General features: G+C 68.0%; 12 protein-coding genes. 5 read left to right on the top strand and 7 right to left on the bottom strand.

The window, feature by feature from the left end; all coding sequences use genetic code 11:
• Nucleotides 1-497: 497 nt before the first annotated feature.
• The 4 genes from MMB92_RS08265 to MMB92_RS08250 form a co-directional block, all read right to left on the bottom strand.
• Complete coding sequence (locus MMB92_RS08265; protein ID WP_277562641.1) at nucleotides 498-3,332, bottom strand: hypothetical protein; 2,835 nt, start codon at nucleotides 3,330-3,332, stop codon at nucleotides 498-500.
• A gap of 131 nt (nucleotides 3,333-3,463) precedes the next feature.
• Entirely contained in the window at nucleotides 3,464-3,733 is a 270-nt protein-coding gene (locus MMB92_RS08260) for a hypothetical protein (protein WP_277562640.1), read from the bottom strand.
• Between the two features lie 111 nt (nucleotides 3,734-3,844).
• Nucleotides 3,845-5,089 carry an FAD-binding oxidoreductase gene (locus MMB92_RS08255; protein WP_265221818.1) on the bottom strand — a complete coding sequence of 415 codons (1,245 nt, stop codon included), beginning with the start codon at nucleotides 5,087-5,089 and terminating at the stop codon, nucleotides 3,845-3,847.
• A 67-nt stretch (nucleotides 5,090-5,156) separates the two neighbouring features.
• On the bottom strand, nucleotides 5,157-5,933 hold the full coding sequence (locus tag MMB92_RS08250) for an ABC transporter substrate-binding protein (RefSeq protein WP_265221819.1): 777 nt from the start codon (nucleotides 5,931-5,933) through the stop codon (nucleotides 5,157-5,159).
• 381 nt (nucleotides 5,934-6,314) lie between these two features.
• Between MMB92_RS08250 and MMB92_RS08245 the strand changes: the two genes are divergently transcribed.
• From MMB92_RS08245 to MMB92_RS08225, 5 genes are all read left to right on the top strand, one after another.
• Nucleotides 6,315-7,289, top strand: coding sequence for an ornithine cyclodeaminase family protein (locus MMB92_RS08245; protein WP_265221820.1), 975 nt, complete (start codon nucleotides 6,315-6,317; stop codon nucleotides 7,287-7,289).
• A complete protein-coding gene (locus MMB92_RS08240; protein WP_006496684.1) occupies nucleotides 7,286-8,080 on the top strand; it encodes a PAS domain-containing protein in 795 nt (264 codons plus the stop codon). The genes MMB92_RS08245 and MMB92_RS08240 overlap by 4 nt, the downstream gene beginning before the upstream one ends.
• Nucleotides 8,081-8,263: 183 nt before the next feature.
• Nucleotides 8,264-8,992, top strand: coding sequence for a DsbA family oxidoreductase (locus tag MMB92_RS08235; protein WP_006496685.1), 729 nt, complete (start codon nucleotides 8,264-8,266; stop codon nucleotides 8,990-8,992).
• Nucleotides 8,993-9,123: 131 nt separating this feature from the next.
• Nucleotides 9,124-10,563, top strand: a complete 1,440-nt coding sequence (locus tag MMB92_RS08230) for a DHA2 family efflux MFS transporter permease subunit (protein ID WP_006485880.1) — start codon at nucleotides 9,124-9,126, stop codon at nucleotides 10,561-10,563.
• A gap of 293 nt (nucleotides 10,564-10,856) precedes the next feature.
• Nucleotides 10,857-11,645, top strand: a complete 789-nt coding sequence (locus MMB92_RS08225) for a sulfite exporter TauE/SafE family protein (RefSeq protein ID WP_043205476.1) — start codon at nucleotides 10,857-10,859, stop codon at nucleotides 11,643-11,645.
• An 89-nt stretch (nucleotides 11,646-11,734) separates the two neighbouring features.
• Here the strand turns inward: MMB92_RS08225 and MMB92_RS08220 are convergent, their stop codons facing one another.
• From MMB92_RS08220 to MMB92_RS08210, 3 genes are all read right to left on the bottom strand, one after another.
• Nucleotides 11,735-12,172, bottom strand: a complete 438-nt coding sequence (locus MMB92_RS08220) for a hypothetical protein (RefSeq protein ID WP_277562639.1) — start codon at nucleotides 12,170-12,172, stop codon at nucleotides 11,735-11,737.
• Nucleotides 12,172-12,762 carry a nucleotidyltransferase domain-containing protein gene (locus tag MMB92_RS08215; RefSeq protein ID WP_346828516.1) on the bottom strand — a complete coding sequence of 197 codons (591 nt, stop codon included), beginning with the start codon at nucleotides 12,760-12,762 and terminating at the stop codon, nucleotides 12,172-12,174. Before MMB92_RS08215 ends, MMB92_RS08220 begins: the two co-directional genes overlap by 1 nt.
• 253 nt (nucleotides 12,763-13,015) lie before the next feature.
• Complete coding sequence (locus MMB92_RS08210) at nucleotides 13,016-14,851, bottom strand: peptidase S1 (protein WP_048986311.1); 1,836 nt, start codon at nucleotides 14,849-14,851, stop codon at nucleotides 13,016-13,018.
• Nucleotides 14,852-15,157: the final 306 nt, after the last annotated feature.

Here is a 15,157-nt window from a genome sequence, read left to right as displayed (position 1 = left end):
TTTGCCAGATCGATGCCTATCGTCGTAATCTGCATGATGACGCTCCCCTCGGTTCAAGTGGTTGCTCGACACTTCCACTTTGGCACATTGATGCCGTTACGAGTGGGGGCGTCCATCCCATTGGGTAAGAGCGCACTCCTTCATCGCACAACCGCCGCATTTACGCTGCTTCGCCTTGGTCACGAGAGCTTCGCGGTGCGTTGCCCGCTCGCCCTGCACGGCAGCGCCTTCTATGCAGTTCTTGTCCATCGGCTCACGATTTACGCTCCACGCTTCCTCTCCACATTCGGTCGCCCTCATGCAGTTGCGCTTCACTTCATTCGCTGTGACCAGCTTATGGCGGGACTTGCACCCGCAGGAGTGCGCCCATGCTGGGCGCACAACGACAACGCGGCATGACATCGCTGTCATGCCGCGTTGCGCGACCCGTATTGCACGTCCGTTTCGCACGACGGCCGATGCAGCGCCGTCGTGCAGGTTCGGCCGGTTTCGGCCGCTTACCTCGGCAACGCGCCGGTCAGCGACTGGAGCAGCGTCGTCACCGGTGCGAGCGGGTTGTTCGGCGAGCTGTTGCCCGAATGCGGCGTCACCGACAGGCTCGGCGCGGAACCGAGCGCCGTGCCCACCGACGTGCCGACCGCGTTGACGACCGTCGCCGTCGAGTTGGCCCCCGTCGTCAGCAGCGAACCGACCGCGCCGGCCGTACCGCCGGCCGCGTTCGCGCCCGCGCCGAGCAGGCTGCCGCCCGCCGCTGCCGTCGAACCGGCCGCCCCCGACAGCGCGCCGGCCGCCTGGCCGAGTGCCGCCGGGCCGGATCCGAGTGCGCCCGTCACCGAACCGAGCGCACCGGTCAGTGCGCCGGCCGGGTTGCCGCCGCCCGTCAGGCCGCTCACGAGGTTCGTGATCGGCGCGATCGGGCTGTTGCCCGTGGCGCCGGACAGCGTGCCGACCATCTGGTTCACGACGCCTTGCACCGGCGCCAGCGGGTTGGAGCCGCCGAGATTGCCGAGGGCACCCGTCACCGAGTTCAGCGCGCCCGTCAGTGCACCGGCCGGATTGCCGCCGCCGAGCGTGCCGACGACCTGGTTCACGACACCCTGCACCGGCGCCAGCGGGTTGGTGCCGCCCAGTGCGCCGAGCGCGCCCGCCGCCGAGCCGACCGCGTTGCCGAGGGCGCCCGTGGCCGTGCCGATCGCGTTGCTCAGCGTGCCGGCCGGGTTGCTGCCGCCCAGTGTGCCGACGACCTGGTTCACGACGCCTTGCACCGGCGCCAGCGGGTTGGAGCCGCCGAGATTGCCGAGCGCGCCCGTCACCGAACCGAGTGCGCCGGTCAGCGCGCCGGCCGGATTACCGCCCGGCAGCGCATTCTGCAGACCGTTGACGAGGTTCGTGATCGGCGTGATCGGGCTGCCGCCGCCGGCACCGGACAGCGTGCCGACGACCTGGTTGACGACACCCTGCACCGGCGCCAGCGGGTTCGCGCCGCTGAGCGCGCCCGTCACCGAGTTCAGCGCGTTCGTCAGCGCACCGGCAGGATCGCCGTTGCCGAGCGTGCCGGCGAGCTGCGTGACGGCACCTTGCACCGGCGCGAGCGGGCTCCCGGCGCCGCCGACGTTGCCAAGCGTGCCCGTGATCGTGTTGACCGCGTTGCTCAGTGCGCCGGCCGGGTTGCCGCTGCCGAGCGTGCCCGTGACCTGGTTCACGACGTTCTGGATCGGGGTGATCGGGTTTGCGCCGCCGCCGAGGTTGCCCAGTGCGCCGGTTACCGTGCCGAGGGCACCGGTCAAGGCGCCTGCCGGATTACCGCCGCCAACGCCGCCCAGTGCGCCGGTTACCGTACCGAGGGCACCGGTCAAGGCGCCTGCCGGATTGCCGCCGCCAACACCGCCCAGTGCGCCGGTTACCGTACCGAGGGCACCGGTCAGTGCGCCTGCCGGGTTGCCGCCGCCAACGCCGCCCAATGCACCGGCTACCGTACCGAGGGCACCGGTCAAGGCACCTGCCGGGTTGCCGCCGCCAACGCCACCCAGTGCGCCGGTTACCGTGCCGAGCGCGCCGGTCAGTGCGCCTGCGGGATTGCTGCCGCCAAGTGCACCCGTCACGCCGTTCACTACGCCTTGCACCGGCGCCAGCGGGTTCGAGCCGCCGCCAAGGTTGCCCAACGCCCCGGTGACCGTGCCCACGGCGCCGGTCAGCGCACCGGCCGGATCGCCACCGCCGATCGTGCCCGTGAGCCCGTTCACGACACCCTGAACCGGTGCCAGCGGGTTCCCGCCACCGCCCAGATTGCCGAGCGCGCCGGTGACCGTACCCACGGCGCCGCTCAGTGCACCTGCCGGATTACCGCCACCGAGTGCACCTGTTACTTGGTTCACGACGCCTTGCACCGGTGCCAGCGGGTTCGAGCCGCCGCCGATGCCGCCCAGCGCGCCCGTTGCGGCGCCGAGCGCGTTGCTCAGCGTGCCGGTTGCCGTATTCACCGCGCCGGTCAATGCACCGGCCGGGTTGCCGCCGCTCAGGGCACCCGTTACTTGATTCACCACACCCTGAACCGGCGCCAGCGGGTTCGAGCCCCCACCGATGCCGCCCAGCGCACCCGTTGCCGTACCGAGCGCGTTGCTCAACGTACCGGTTGCCGTGTTCAGCGCGCCGGTCAGCGCGCCAGCCGGGTTGCCGCCGCTCAACGCACCCGTTACTTGATTCACCACACCCTGAACCGGCGCCAGCGGATTCGCGCCGCCACCGATGCCGCCCAGCGCGCCGGTGACCGTACCCACGGCACCGCTCAGCGCACCTGCTGGGTTGCCGCCACCGAGCGCACCCGTCACCTGATTCACCACACCCTGAACCGGCGCCAGCGGATTCGCGCCGCCGCCGATGCCGCCCAGCGCACCCGTTGCCGTGCCAACCGCATTGCTCAGCGCGCCCGTCGCCGTATTCAGCACCCCGGTCAGCGCGCCTGCCGGGTTGCCACCGCCGAGCGCCCCGGTCACCTGATTCACCACGCCTTGCACCGGCGCCAGCGGCTGCAGCCCGCCGCCACCGCCGAGTGCACCTGTCACCGCCCCCACGGCGCCGGACAGCACGTGTCCCGGATCACCGAGCGACGTCTGAATCGCCCCCGACCCGCCCGCCGTCACGGTGACCGAGCCCAGCGGCGACGTGCCCGTCGCGACCAGCCCGACCGACACGCTGTTCGTCGGCGGATTGACGATCACTTGCGGGATCGGCAGCGAGTCGAGCGCCCCCGCCATCGCGGAACCCGAAGCCAGCACCCCGAACACCGTCGCGACCGACAGCGCCACACCCGTCAATTTAAAATTCTGTCCCATCTTTATTTTCCCCATCTCGGTTGGCACTACGTTGACAAAGCATGGGGACGGATTGCACGAAGCGTGCCAATTCCAAAAAACGGGATTGATTCGTCTGCCCAATGACCGGCAATAACGTTTTTTAATCGATTTCAGGCGAAATTCCTGAATTGCGGAGCCTGAATCGTCTGATGAAAAAGGTCGCCGGAGCGCGGATGTAACGTAACGTTTGCGAGCCCCGTAGTAACGTGTTCCGGTACATTCCGCGTAACGTCGAAACACGCGGGCACGATGAGACCCCATACCGCCACGACGGACTGCCCATTACGCATTTCAGCAATATGAAAATGCATTGATAAATCGCGAATTTGCTGATTTTCTTTTATCGCGCGATTTTCTTTCTTATCGATTACGCAGATCATTTACGATTGCGTGGATTTCGATAATCCGGATAGCAGAATGAAAAACTGTGAAGCGTGCGCATGGCCACCGGCGCGTGCCGGCGGCCGAAGCCGCATCTGCGCGCCGCAGGCTCAGCCGAAGCGTGCGGGCCGGTACGGATGGGGATCGATATAGGTCGGCGCGCCCGTCATCATTTCGGCGAGCAGGCGGCCGGTCGCGGGCCCGAGCGTGAGTCCGTGATGGCAATGACCGAACGCGAACCACAAATGCCGGTGGCGCGGCGCGGGCCCGATCACCGGGCGCATGTCGGGCGTGCACGGCCGCATCCCGAGCCACGGCTCCGGGTCGAGCCGCTCGCCGATGCCGAACGCGTCGCGCGCCAGCGGCTCGGCGCGCGCAAGCTGCACGCCGGTCGGCGGCGCGTCGCGCGGCGCGATCTCGACGCCCGTCGTGAGCCGCAGGCGGCCGCCCTCCATCGGCGCGACGACGAAGCCTGCCTCGGTATCGCACACGGGCACGTTCAGCGGCGTGCGCGTCGGCCGGTAATGCATGTGATAGCCGCGCTTCGCGCGCAGCGGAATCCGGTAACCGAGCGGCGCGAACACCTGATCGGACCACGGGCCCAGCGCGACCACGGCCGAGCGTGCCGCGAGCGGCCCGTGTTCGGTCCGGACCTGCCAGCTGTCATCCACCTGCACGAGCGTCGTCGCGTCGCCGCGCACGAACGTGCCGCCGTCACGCTCGAACAGCCGCGCATAGGCCTTGGTCAGCCCGCCCGGGCTCGACACGGTCTTCGGGTCCTGCCAGTGAAAGGCGCCGCAGAAGGCGTCGCCGATACCGGGCTCGCGCGCGCGCAGCGCATGCGCGTCGAGCACGGTCATCCGCAGCCCGTGCGCATCGGCCACGCGCTGCTGCGCGCGCGCTTCCGCGTCGAACAACGCGGGCAAACGAAACGCCTCGATCCAGCCGCCGTCGTGCACGAGCGGCTGCGCGTCGGTGCGCGCGAGCAGCGCATCGTGCTCGACGACGCTCGCCGCAACGAGCGGCAGCAGGTCGCGCGCGGCGGCCGCGAGCCGCTGCGGCGACGATTCGCGCCAGAAGCGTGCGAGCCAGCCCGCATACGCGGGCAGCGCGCGGTAGTCCCAATAGAGATCGACCGAGCGGTTGCGCGCATAGCGCAGCAGCGTGCCGAGCCGGCGCGGAAACGCATACGGCACGACCGACGAGCGCTCGATCAGTCCCGCATTGCCGTGGCTGGTTTCCTCGCCGGGCGCGCGCCGGTCGACGAGCGCGACGCGCAGCCCGCGATCCTGCAGATGCAGCGCCGACGACACGCCGACGATGCCGGCCCCCAGAACGATCACGTCGAAATCCATGGTTCCCCGCACTGCGTCGAGATGGGATGCGCCGTGCGCCGGCCCCGCGGCCGGCACGCGGCGGCGCTTACTTCGCGATGATGTCGCGCTTGAAGTACTTCTGCGACAGCACGCTCAGCGTGCCGTCCTTCTTCAGCGCGTCGAGCGCGCTGACGATCTTCGCCTGCAGCGCCTTGTCGTTCTTGCGCATCCCGAAGCCGGTGCCTTCGCCGAGCGTCGCCGGATCCTTCAGCGGTTCGCCGACGATCTGGTAGTCGCGGCCGGCCGGCTTGTCGAGGAACCCGTCCTGCGCGGTCTGCGCTTCCTGCACGGCCGCGTCGAGACGCCCCGCGACGAGATCGGCATAGATCTGGTCCTGATCCTGGTACGACACGACGGCCACGCCCGCATTGGCCCAGTGCGCCTTCAGGAAATCCTCCTGCGACGAGCCCTGCAGCACGCCGACGTGCTTGCCGCGCAGGCTCGCGACGTCGGGCTTCAGCGGCGAGCCGTGCTTCGCGACCATCACGATCGGCACCACGTAGATCGCCGGCGTGAAATCGATGCTCTGCTTGCGCTTCGCGGTGATGTTCATCGCCGAGTTGATCGCGTCGAACTTGCGCGCCTGCAGCGCCGGGATCAGCCCGTCGAATGAATTCTCGACCCACACGCACTTCATGTTCAGCTTCGCGCATACCGCGTTGCCGACGTCGACGTCGAAACCCTGCAACTGGCCGGCCGGCGTCTTGCTCTCGAACGGCGGATAGGCGGCTTCGATCCCGAAGCGCAACGTGGTTTCCGCATGGGCCGTGACGGCCGCGCACGCGAGCGCCGCAGCGGCGCAGAGGGAAAGTTTCCAGTTCATGACGGTCCTTCTGTTCTGGAGTGTGGCGATGAAGATCGGGTCGTACGGCGCGCCGGGTCGGGCGCCGGGTCGGCATTCGACACAGGTGGCCGCCGCATGGCGACGTGTCGGGTCCCGCACGCAGAAATATAGACTTAAAGTCTACTATAGACCATAGGGGATACGAGGAGATCGCGCTGCTGCTTCACGTCGAAATTTCGTCACCCGCTCTGAATACCGTTGATTTCATGGCGTTTTTCATGACGACGGCAAAGAATCTCTGTCCCGAAAATAAAAATCCTCCCGATTTCATTTGTCTATATTAGACTTTTCATCCATAACAAACCCCACCGGACGCCGTCTTTCGAGACTTTCTGTCCAGCCCGAACCGGAGATGTCCTCATGACGCAAACCGTCCCTACCCTGCCGCTGACCGTCGACGAGGCCGCGGTGCGCGCGGCGCTGCCGTCGCTCGACGTGCTCGGCACGCTGCGCCGCATGTTCGCGTCGCTCGCCGCGGCGCGCGCGGTGCAGCCGCCGCAGACGCTCACGCTGTTTCCCGACCAGGCCGGCGACTTCATCACGTATCTCGGCGCGCTCGCCGACGCACAGGTATTCGGCGCGAAGCTGTCGCCGTACGTCGTGACGGGCGGCAAGCCCGACGGCAAACCGATCGTCACCGCGTGGACCGCGCTGATGTCGATGCAAACCGGCCAGCCGCTGATGTGGTGCGACGCCGGGTTGCTGACCGTCGAGCGCACGGCCGGCACGACGGCGCTCGCGGTCGACTGCCTCGCGCCGCGCGACGCGCGCCATCTCGCGATCGTCGGCGCGGGCGCGGTCGGCCTCGCGCACCTGAAGCACACGGCGGCGCTGCGCGACTGGGACACGATCCGCGTGTACTCGCCCGCGCTGGCCGGCAACGCGGCGCTGCAGGCGGGCCTCGCCGCGCTCGACCCGCGCACACGCGCGGCGGCGAGCGTCGAGGCTTGCGTGCGCGACGCGGACGTGGTGATGCTGTGCACGTCGTCGGGCACGCCCGTGCTCGGCGAGGGAATGCTCACGCGCCCCGCGCTCGTCACGTCGATCAGCACGAACGTCGCGCGCGCGCACGAAATCCCGCCCGCGTGGCTGCCGGACATGGACGTCTACTGCGACTACCGGCACACGACGCCCGCGAGCGCCGGCGAGATGCAGATCGCCGCGGCCGAGCACGGCTGGGATGCCGGCCGGATCGTCGGCGACCTGCCCGCGCTCGTCGCCGGCAGTTGCGCCGCGCCATCGCGCACGCGTCACGCGTTCTTTCGCTCGATCGGCCTCGGGCTCGAGGACATCGCGATCGCGCACGCGCTGTACACGCATCTGACGCGCGCATGAGCGGCACGCGCACGCGGGGCCGATACAATGGCGCAACCGCCGCGGCGGCCGCGCGCGCGCGCACGGGCATGCCGACCGACGGTACGCCGGCTCGCCGGCCCGGCACGCTGCCCGGCGCCCGCCCACCCGAGATCGCGACACCGATGCGCAAGAAGAAATCTCCCGTCAAAGACCTGCTGCTCACCCGCTATGCGCCGATCGCCGACGGTATCGCCGCGCTGTTCTTCCCGTACGCGGAAGTCGTGATCCACGACCTGCACGACCAAACCGTGCTGTATCTCGCGAACAACCTGTCCAAGCGCGAGGTCGGCGACGATTCGGCGCTCGAGGAAATCGATCATTCGGCGCGCGAGCGCGTGATCGGGCCGTACGAGAAGCTGAACTGGGACGGCCGGCGCATGCGCTGCGTCAGCAACGTGCTGTTCGACGACGAAGGCCGGGCGGCCGGGATGATGTGCATCAACTTCAACATCGCGGTGTTCGACGAGGTACGCGCGACGCTCGACCTCTTCATCAAGGGCGCGGGCGTCGTCGCGCAGCCCGACGAGCTGTTCCGCGACGACTGGCAGGAGCGCATCAACACGTTCCTGCACGGCTGGCTGCGCGAGCGCCAGGTCGGGCTGAACGGGCTCACGCGCGAACACCGGCGCGAGCTCGTCGAGGCGCTGTATGCGGAAGGCGCGTTCCGCGGCAAGAGCGCGGCGAACTACGTCGCGAACGTGCTCGGGATGGGGCGCGCGACGGTCTATAAGCACCTCAAGCATCTGAAGGAAACCCAAGGCGACGCCTGAACGCGACGCGGCGAGCGTAATGACGGCCGGCCCGGTCATCGGTACCGGGCTGGACTGCCGGTTTCGCGTCCATGCTTCGCGACAGGCGGGCGCGGCCCCTTCCGCACGGTCCCCCGGACGACGAAACGTCGAAACATAAAGTGATATAGTCTCGGTTACACTTTTTGCCGCCCCGGACCGCCCATGACGACCGCTCCTGCCCCGACTGCCCGCCCGACCCTGACCGTCGAAATCTGGTCCGACCTGATCTGCCCGTGGTGCTGGATCGGCAAGCGCCGCTTCGACGAGGCGCTGGCCGCGTTCGCGCATGCCGACCGCGTCGACGTCGCGCTGCGCGCATACCGGCTGATGCCCGGCCAGCCCGTCGAGCCGGTCGAGGCGATGTTGGCGGGCAAGTACCGGATGTCGCCCGCGCAGGTCGACCAGATGCTGCGCCAGGTGACCGAGGCGGCAGCGAGCGTCGGGCTGCGCTACGACCTGCCCGGCACGCTCGTCGGCGACACGCTCGACGGCCACCGGCTCGTCAAGCTCGCGGAAGCCACGGGTCGCGCGCATGCGCTGACCGAGCGGCTCTATCGCGCGTATTTCTGCGAACACGGCTCGCTGTTCGATCATGCCGCGCTGACCGAATTTGCGGTCGAAGCCGGGCTCGAGCGCTCGGCCGTCGAAGCGGTGCTGCACAGCGACGCGCACCGCGACGAAGTCGAGGCCGACATCGCGCGGGCCGCGCAGATCGGCGGGCGCGGCGTGCCGCTGTTCGTGTTCGGCGGCCGCTACGCGGTGTCCGGCGCGCAGCCGGCCGACGCGTTCGCGCAGGCGCTCGACCAGGCGTGGCGCGACGGCATCGTCGAACTCGGCGGCAGCGACGCGGCCGCCTGCGGCCCCGACGGCTGCGAACTGCCCCGGTCGTAACGCGCCTCCCGCTGCACGCGCGCCGGGCCGGGCGCCACTACGCGACGCTCCTGCCACAAACCGGCAGGAAGCCCGCGCCGTCGACGTCTACAATGCATCCTTTCAAATAACTATCAGAAGGCTGCAGGCCCATGACCCACGGGATTCACGGCGAGAAGCGCTGGTACGCGCTGATCGTGCTCTGTCTCGGCGTGCTGATGATCGTGCTCGACAGCACGATCGTGAACGTTGCGCTGCCGTCGATCAGCACCGACCTCCACTTCACCGAAACGGCCCTCGTGTGGGTCGTCAACGCATACCTGCTGACGTTCGGCGGCTGCCTGCTGCTCGGCGGCCGGCTCGGCGACCTGTACGGCCAGCGACGCATGTTCCTCGCGGGCCTCGTCGTGTTCACGCTCGCGTCGCTCGCCTGCGGCCTCGCGCAATCGCAGGCGATGCTGATCGCCGCGCGCGCGGTGCAGGGGCTCGGCGGCGCGGTCGTGTCGGCCGTCTCGCTGTCGCTGATCATGAACCTCTTCACGGCACCCGGCGAACGCGCCCGCGCGATGGGCGTCTACGGCTTCGTGTGCGCGGGCGGCGGCAGCATCGGCGTGCTGCTCGGCGGGCTGCTGACGAGCTCGCTGTCGTGGCACTGGATCTTTCTCGTCAACCTGCCGATCGGCGTCGCGGTCTACGCGATGTGCGTCGCGCTGCTGCCGCGCACGCGTGCGCCGGCCGGCACGGCGCGGCTCGACGTCGCCGGCGCGATCACCGTGACCGCGTCGCTGATGCTGGCCGTCTACGGGATCGTCGGCGGCAACGAGGCCGGCTGGCTGTCGACGCAGACCGTCGCACTGATCGGCGCGGCCGTCGTGCTGCTCGCGCTGTTCATCGCGATCGAGTCGCGCGCCGCGCATCCGTTGATGCCGCTCACGCTGTTCGCCGCGCGCAACGTCGCGCTCGCGAACACGATCGCCGTGCTGTGGGCGGCGGCGATGTTCGCGTGGTTCTTCCTGTCCGCGCTGTACATGCAGCGCGTGCTCGGCTACGGGCCGCTGCAGGTCGGCCTCGCGTTCCTGCCGGCGAACCTGATCATGGCCGCGTTCTCGCTCGGGCTGTCGGCCCGGATCGTGATGCGTTTCGGGATCCGCGGCCCGATCGCCGCCGGCCTGCTGATCGCGGCATGCGGCCTCGCGCTGTTCTCGCGCGCGCCGGTCGACGGCGGTTTCGTGTGGCACGTGCTGCCCGGCATGACGCTGCTCGGCATCGGCGCGGGCGTCGCGTTCAATCCGATGCTGCTCGCCGCGATGAGCGACGTCGACCCGGCCGATTCCGGGCTCGCGTCGGGCATCGTCAACACCGCGTTCATGATGGGCGGCGCGCTCGGGCTCGCGGTCCTCGCGAGTCTCGCCGGCGCGCGCACCGACGCGCTCGCGGCAGCGCGGGCCGCGCCGCTCGACGCGCTGAACGGCGGCTACCACGCGGCCTTCGCATTCGGCGCGGCGTTCGCGGCCGTGGCCGCGCTGATCGGGTTCGCGCTGCGGATCCGGCCGCCACGCGCGGTCGAAGGCGCCGGCCCGGCGCTGCACTGACCGTCGGCAGCCGAACCGGGAGCCTGCATCGAATCAGGGCGCGCAGTGTCGCGCCCTTTTTTGCGCGCGGCGGAGGCGCGCGGTTCGTCATACCTGTCAGGCTGACGACGATCCTCGCCCCCCGGCTCAAACGCCCGTTTCACATCCCGCCGGCCGCCGCCCGCGCGAGCCTTCCCGGCCGATTTTTAACGCGGTCGTACATTGACGCGCCACTTTTGCGACAATGGCGGACTTTGATGCGCGCCGCCGCGGCCGCGCGCCGTCGCCGAACGCCGCATAACCGCCTGCTTCCGATGTCGCTTCCCCATATCGATCTGCTGTACTCCCTGTCCGGCCTGTTCGTCGGCATTCTCGTCGGCCTGACGGGCGTCGGCGGCGGTTCGTTGATGACGCCGATTCTCGTGCTGCTGTTCGGCGTCCACCCCGCGACGGCGGTCGGCACCGACCTGCTGTACGCGGCCGCGACCAAGGCCACCGGCACGCTGGTCCACGGCCTGAAAGGCTCGATCGACTGGCGCATCACCGGCCGGCTCGCGGCGGGCAGCGTGCCGGCCGCGGCGCTCACGCTGTGGTGGCTGCACACGCACGGGATGAACACGCCGGGCACCGCGCGGATGATCCAGCTCGTGCTCGGGGTCGCGCTGCTGCTCACGTCGCTCGCGTTGATCTTCCGGCCGCAGCTCACGGCATTCGCCGCGCGCAACCCACTCGCGCCGAGCCCCGCACGCACGCTGTGGTCGACCGTGCTGACGGGCGCCGTGCTCGGCGTGCTCGTGTCGATGACGTCGGTCGGCGCCGGCGCGATCGGCGTGACCGTGCTCCTGCTGCTGTATCCGCTGCTCGCGACGACCCGCATCGTCGGTTCCGACATCGCGCATGCGGTGCCGCTCACGCTGGTCGCGGGCATGGGCCACTGGCTGCTCGGCTCGGTCGACTGGTCGATGCTGCTGTCGCTGCTGCTCGGTTCGCTGCCCGGCATCGTGCTCGGCAGCCTGCTGTCGGCGCGCGCGCCCGAGCGGCTGCTGCGCAACCTGCTCGCCGCGACGCTCGTCGCGGTCGGCGTGCGGCTCGTGCTGGCGTAACCAGCCTCTCACGCCTGCCGAAAAACGCCGCCTCAGTGAGTACCCCCCACAACCATCTGTCGCCTGTCTTGACGGACGACCAAGCGGTTTCACGACATACCGGTCAGCGCACGTGCAATAGGCAGGTATTTCTCCAGGATGCCCAGCATGGTGGCGGCCTCGGCTTTCGACACCGGCGGAAACGGCGAAACGTACGACGTGCCGTTGCGTCGCTCGTGGGCCTTCGTGATGAAGGCGAATTCCGGGGGGCTCACACCCAACGAGGTGGAAACGCGCTGGATAGCCAGATTGCGGCCGGCATCTTTGGCCCTCACCTCGTAGAACTCGAGAACAGCCTGTACGAGCTGGAAGTAGCCTTCGTAGGCCAAGGTAAATACCTGCAAATGCCGGGTGGGATCCAGTTCGTCGGCAGTGGCCTTGTAGTCCTCCGCATTGCGCAGGAAGCCCGCGATTGCCCCGGGCGTCGGCGCAACCGCCTCGAAGGCTCTCGTCTTGACGAGGTTTTCGTATTCGGTCGGACGCGGCATCACAGAATCCTCAAAGTCGGGCCCTGGGCGATCTGCGCGATAACGGGATCGCTATCGACCAGCGCGGCCCATTCGGCAGGTTCGTACAACGAGAAGTTGATGGGACGCCGCAGATCATGCTCGGCCGCGTGCAAGGCTTCGGATAGCTCGAGAAGTTGGGCGTCGCCGATGACGATCAGGTCGATGTCGCTTCGGCTGCTGTCGGTACCCTTGGCCACCGAGCCAAACACGAAGGCCGTGGAAATATGCCCGGCAAAAGGCAACAAGGCGTCCTTCAACGGCTCCGCGACAGCGAACGTCTTTCGCGCGATCTCGACGAGTTCCGGATAGAGGACGAAGTCCGTATTTGCGCGGATGCTCCGCTGCCGGCCTCGGCGCGCGTCCTCCTTGAGTACGCCGGCCTCAATCAGCCGGTCTATCTGCTTTTGAGCGCTGCCGTGTCCACTGCTTGCCAGACGCAGCAATTCCTGCAGCGTAAAGCAGCAGTCGGGTTCTAGCAGCGTGGCACCCAGCACACGTTGCATACCGGGTGTGAGGAGAAAGTCGGCGACGCCCACAAAAATCCTTGGATCGGGGATGACTGTCCTCATTATGAGGATTTTTCACCTAATCCTCAATAGAGGGATATCAATCCCTATTTCGAGGATTAAGTGTGCCATCACCCGCAACTTCCGGGGCGACGCCCGTCGAACACAAAAACCGATGCCCCGGGAGTCCATGACTCACGGGGCATCTGGAACAACAGCGACGCCACCAACGCACGAGACCGGAAGCACCGGCCCGCATTGCGCGAGTGCACTTTTTCGTCGCGTCGCGGCGGGCACCACCCGCCGCCCGCCGCGCTTACTGCCCCTGCTGCTGCAGTTTCTGCTGCTTCAACTGCTGCGTGCGCGCCTGCAGCTTCAGCACGCGCTGCAGCGCGGTGCGGTTCGCGAGGATGCCGTCGTAGAAGCTGGCGAGATCGCCCTTCAGCGCGGTCCGCGACGCGTCGTTCAGGTAGATCATGTGGCCCGACGGGTAGTTCTTGATCGTCAGGTTCTGCGCCTTGAGCGTCGGATCGAGCGGCATCTGCGCGAGCGTCAGCTCCGTCTGGTGGAACGGCGTGACGGCGTCGAAATAGCCGTTCGCCGACAGCACCTTCAGGTCCGGGTTCACGCTCATCGTCGACGCCAGGTCGCCGGCCGTGTACAGCGTATTGCCACCGCCCTTGTTCGCGCCGGTCGGGTCGATATGGCTGAAGTCCCAGTTGTTGAAGACCTGGTCGTTCAGGTCCACGAACGACGACGTCGACGTGTACTTGAGGTCGGTGTTGATGTAGCTGTTCCACAGCACCGTATAAGCGCCGCCGACGTTCGTGATCGACGGATCGTTGCTGCCGGAGTTCGGCAGGATGTACGGCGCGATGCCCTTGCCCGTGAAGTTCGCGCGACCGTCGTACTGGCCGATCTGCGTGCCCGGCACGAGCGTCAGGAAGAACGTGTACGGCGGGTTGTCGTCCGACGACGGCACGTTGCCGAGCGCGGCCGGGTTGCCGAAGGTCTGGATCAGCGACGTCGGGTCCGTGCCGATGTAAGCGCCCATCTGCTGCGCGGTCGCGAGCTTCAGGTTCAGCCGCACGTTCACGAAGCCGCCGTCCTGCGGGTTCGGCTTCTGCGCGAGCGGCGCGAGCGTGTTGTCCGCGTAGTTGCGGGCCTGGACCATGTACGCGTCGAGATCGGTCGGCGTCGGGTTCAGCGTCGTCTTCTTCCAGTAGAACGCGTCGGCCGCGAGCGTCGGGAACGTGCCCGGCGCGGACAGCGCGTTCGCATAGTCGAGGATCGACGACTGCAACGTGATCCCGTTCAGGTCGATGCCGTCCTCGTGCAGCACCCACGACACGACCGCGCTGCGCGCGGTGCCATACGACTCGCCGTACAGGAACTTCGGCGAATTCCAGCGCGAATACTTGGTCAGGTAGCGCTGGATGAAACGGTCGATCGAGCGCGCGTCCTGGTCGGTGCCCCAGAAGTCCTTGTTCTTCGCCGGGGCGATCGCCGTCGAGTAACCGGTGCCGACCGGGTTGATGAACACGAGATCGGTGCGGTCGAGCAGGCTGTCCGGGTTGTCGAGCAGCTTGTACGGCGCGGGCGGCGTGAAGTTGGGGAACGACGACTGCAGGCGCTTCGGCCCGTACGAGCCGAGCAGCAGGTAGACCGACGACGAGCCGGGGCCGCCATTGTAGAAGAACGTGACCGGGCGCGGCTTCGACGGGTCCGGATTGTCCTGCGTGTACGCGACGTAGAACATCTTCGCGTTCGGCGCCGACGTGATCGGATCGATCGTCGTCAGGTGGCCGGTGGTGGCCGTGTACTTGATCGTCTTGCCGCCGATCGCGACCTGCCGGTGCACGACCGCCGCGCCTTCCGTCGAGTCGGTGACCGCGTCGTTCGGCCCGGTGCCGTACACGTCGGTGTCGACGTACGGCTGGTCGGCCGCGGTGGCGGTCGTGGCGTCGGCGGTGGCCGACGTGCTGCCGCTGGACGTCGCGGCCGCGGTGGCGGCCGCCGCGCTCGGGCTCGGCCCGTCGTCGCCGCCACACCCCGTGACGAGCAGCGCCGCGGCCGCCGCGGCGGCGAGCGGTACGCTCAAGGTCGTTCCGAATAGCGCGAAACCGTCTTTCAAGGACTTCCGTGTCGTCATTATTGCCTCTCGAACAGAACGATAAATACCGCCGGTCGCAAAGGATCATTTGCGCCGGCGCTCCGCACCAGGAATGCATTCGTTATGCGACGCACTCCGAGTTTTTTACCGGATCGGCGCATACCGACCGGCACGATTTACCCCACCCATGCTTTTGCAACCGCACAATGGAATCAATTCCATTGCAAACGACCATTCAACGGTTCGCGGCAATATGAATTCATTTCTCGAATTCGCACGCGCACGAAATCGATGACAAAGAATCACCCCGTGAAGCCCGCCCACTGGGGCGCCTTCACTTCGAAC

Origin of the sequence: Burkholderia sp. IO2 (assembly GCF_029522185.1) — a bacterium.
In the GTDB taxonomy this organism is placed as follows: Bacteria; Pseudomonadota; Gammaproteobacteria; order Burkholderiales; family Burkholderiaceae; genus Burkholderia; species Burkholderia cenocepacia.
This window is presented reverse-complemented; position numbering and strand designations above follow the sequence as displayed.

Bases quoted from the DNA above. Each gene is read 5' to 3' on its own strand.
- MMB92_RS08265 (WP_277562641.1), bottom strand. From the start codon at position 3,332: ATGGGACAGAATTTTAAATTGACGGGTGTGGCGCTGTCGGTCGCGACG.
- MMB92_RS08260 (WP_277562640.1), bottom strand. From the start codon at position 3,733: ATGATCTGCGTAATCGATAAGAAAGAAAATCGCGCGATAAAAGAAAAT.
- MMB92_RS08255 (WP_265221818.1), bottom strand. From the start codon at position 5,089: ATGGATTTCGACGTGATCGTTCTGGGGGCCGGCATCGTCGGCGTGTCG.
- MMB92_RS08250 (WP_265221819.1), bottom strand. From the start codon at position 5,933: ATGAACTGGAAACTTTCCCTCTGCGCCGCTGCGGCGCTCGCGTGCGCG.
- MMB92_RS08245 (WP_265221820.1), top strand. From the start codon at position 6,315: ATGACGCAAACCGTCCCTACCCTGCCGCTGACCGTCGACGAGGCCGCG.
- MMB92_RS08240 (WP_006496684.1), top strand. From the start codon at position 7,286: ATGAGCGGCACGCGCACGCGGGGCCGATACAATGGCGCAACCGCCGCG.
- MMB92_RS08235 (WP_006496685.1), top strand. From the start codon at position 8,264: ATGACGACCGCTCCTGCCCCGACTGCCCGCCCGACCCTGACCGTCGAA.
- MMB92_RS08230 (WP_006485880.1), top strand. From the start codon at position 9,124: ATGACCCACGGGATTCACGGCGAGAAGCGCTGGTACGCGCTGATCGTG.
- MMB92_RS08225 (WP_043205476.1), top strand. From the start codon at position 10,857: ATGTCGCTTCCCCATATCGATCTGCTGTACTCCCTGTCCGGCCTGTTC.
- MMB92_RS08220 (WP_277562639.1), bottom strand. From the start codon at position 12,172: ATGCCGCGTCCGACCGAATACGAAAACCTCGTCAAGACGAGAGCCTTC.
- MMB92_RS08215 (WP_346828516.1), bottom strand. From the start codon at position 12,762: ATGAGGACAGTCATCCCCGATCCAAGGATTTTTGTGGGCGTCGCCGAC.
- MMB92_RS08210 (WP_048986311.1), bottom strand. From the start codon at position 14,851: ATGACGACACGGAAGTCCTTGAAAGACGGTTTCGCGCTATTCGGAACG.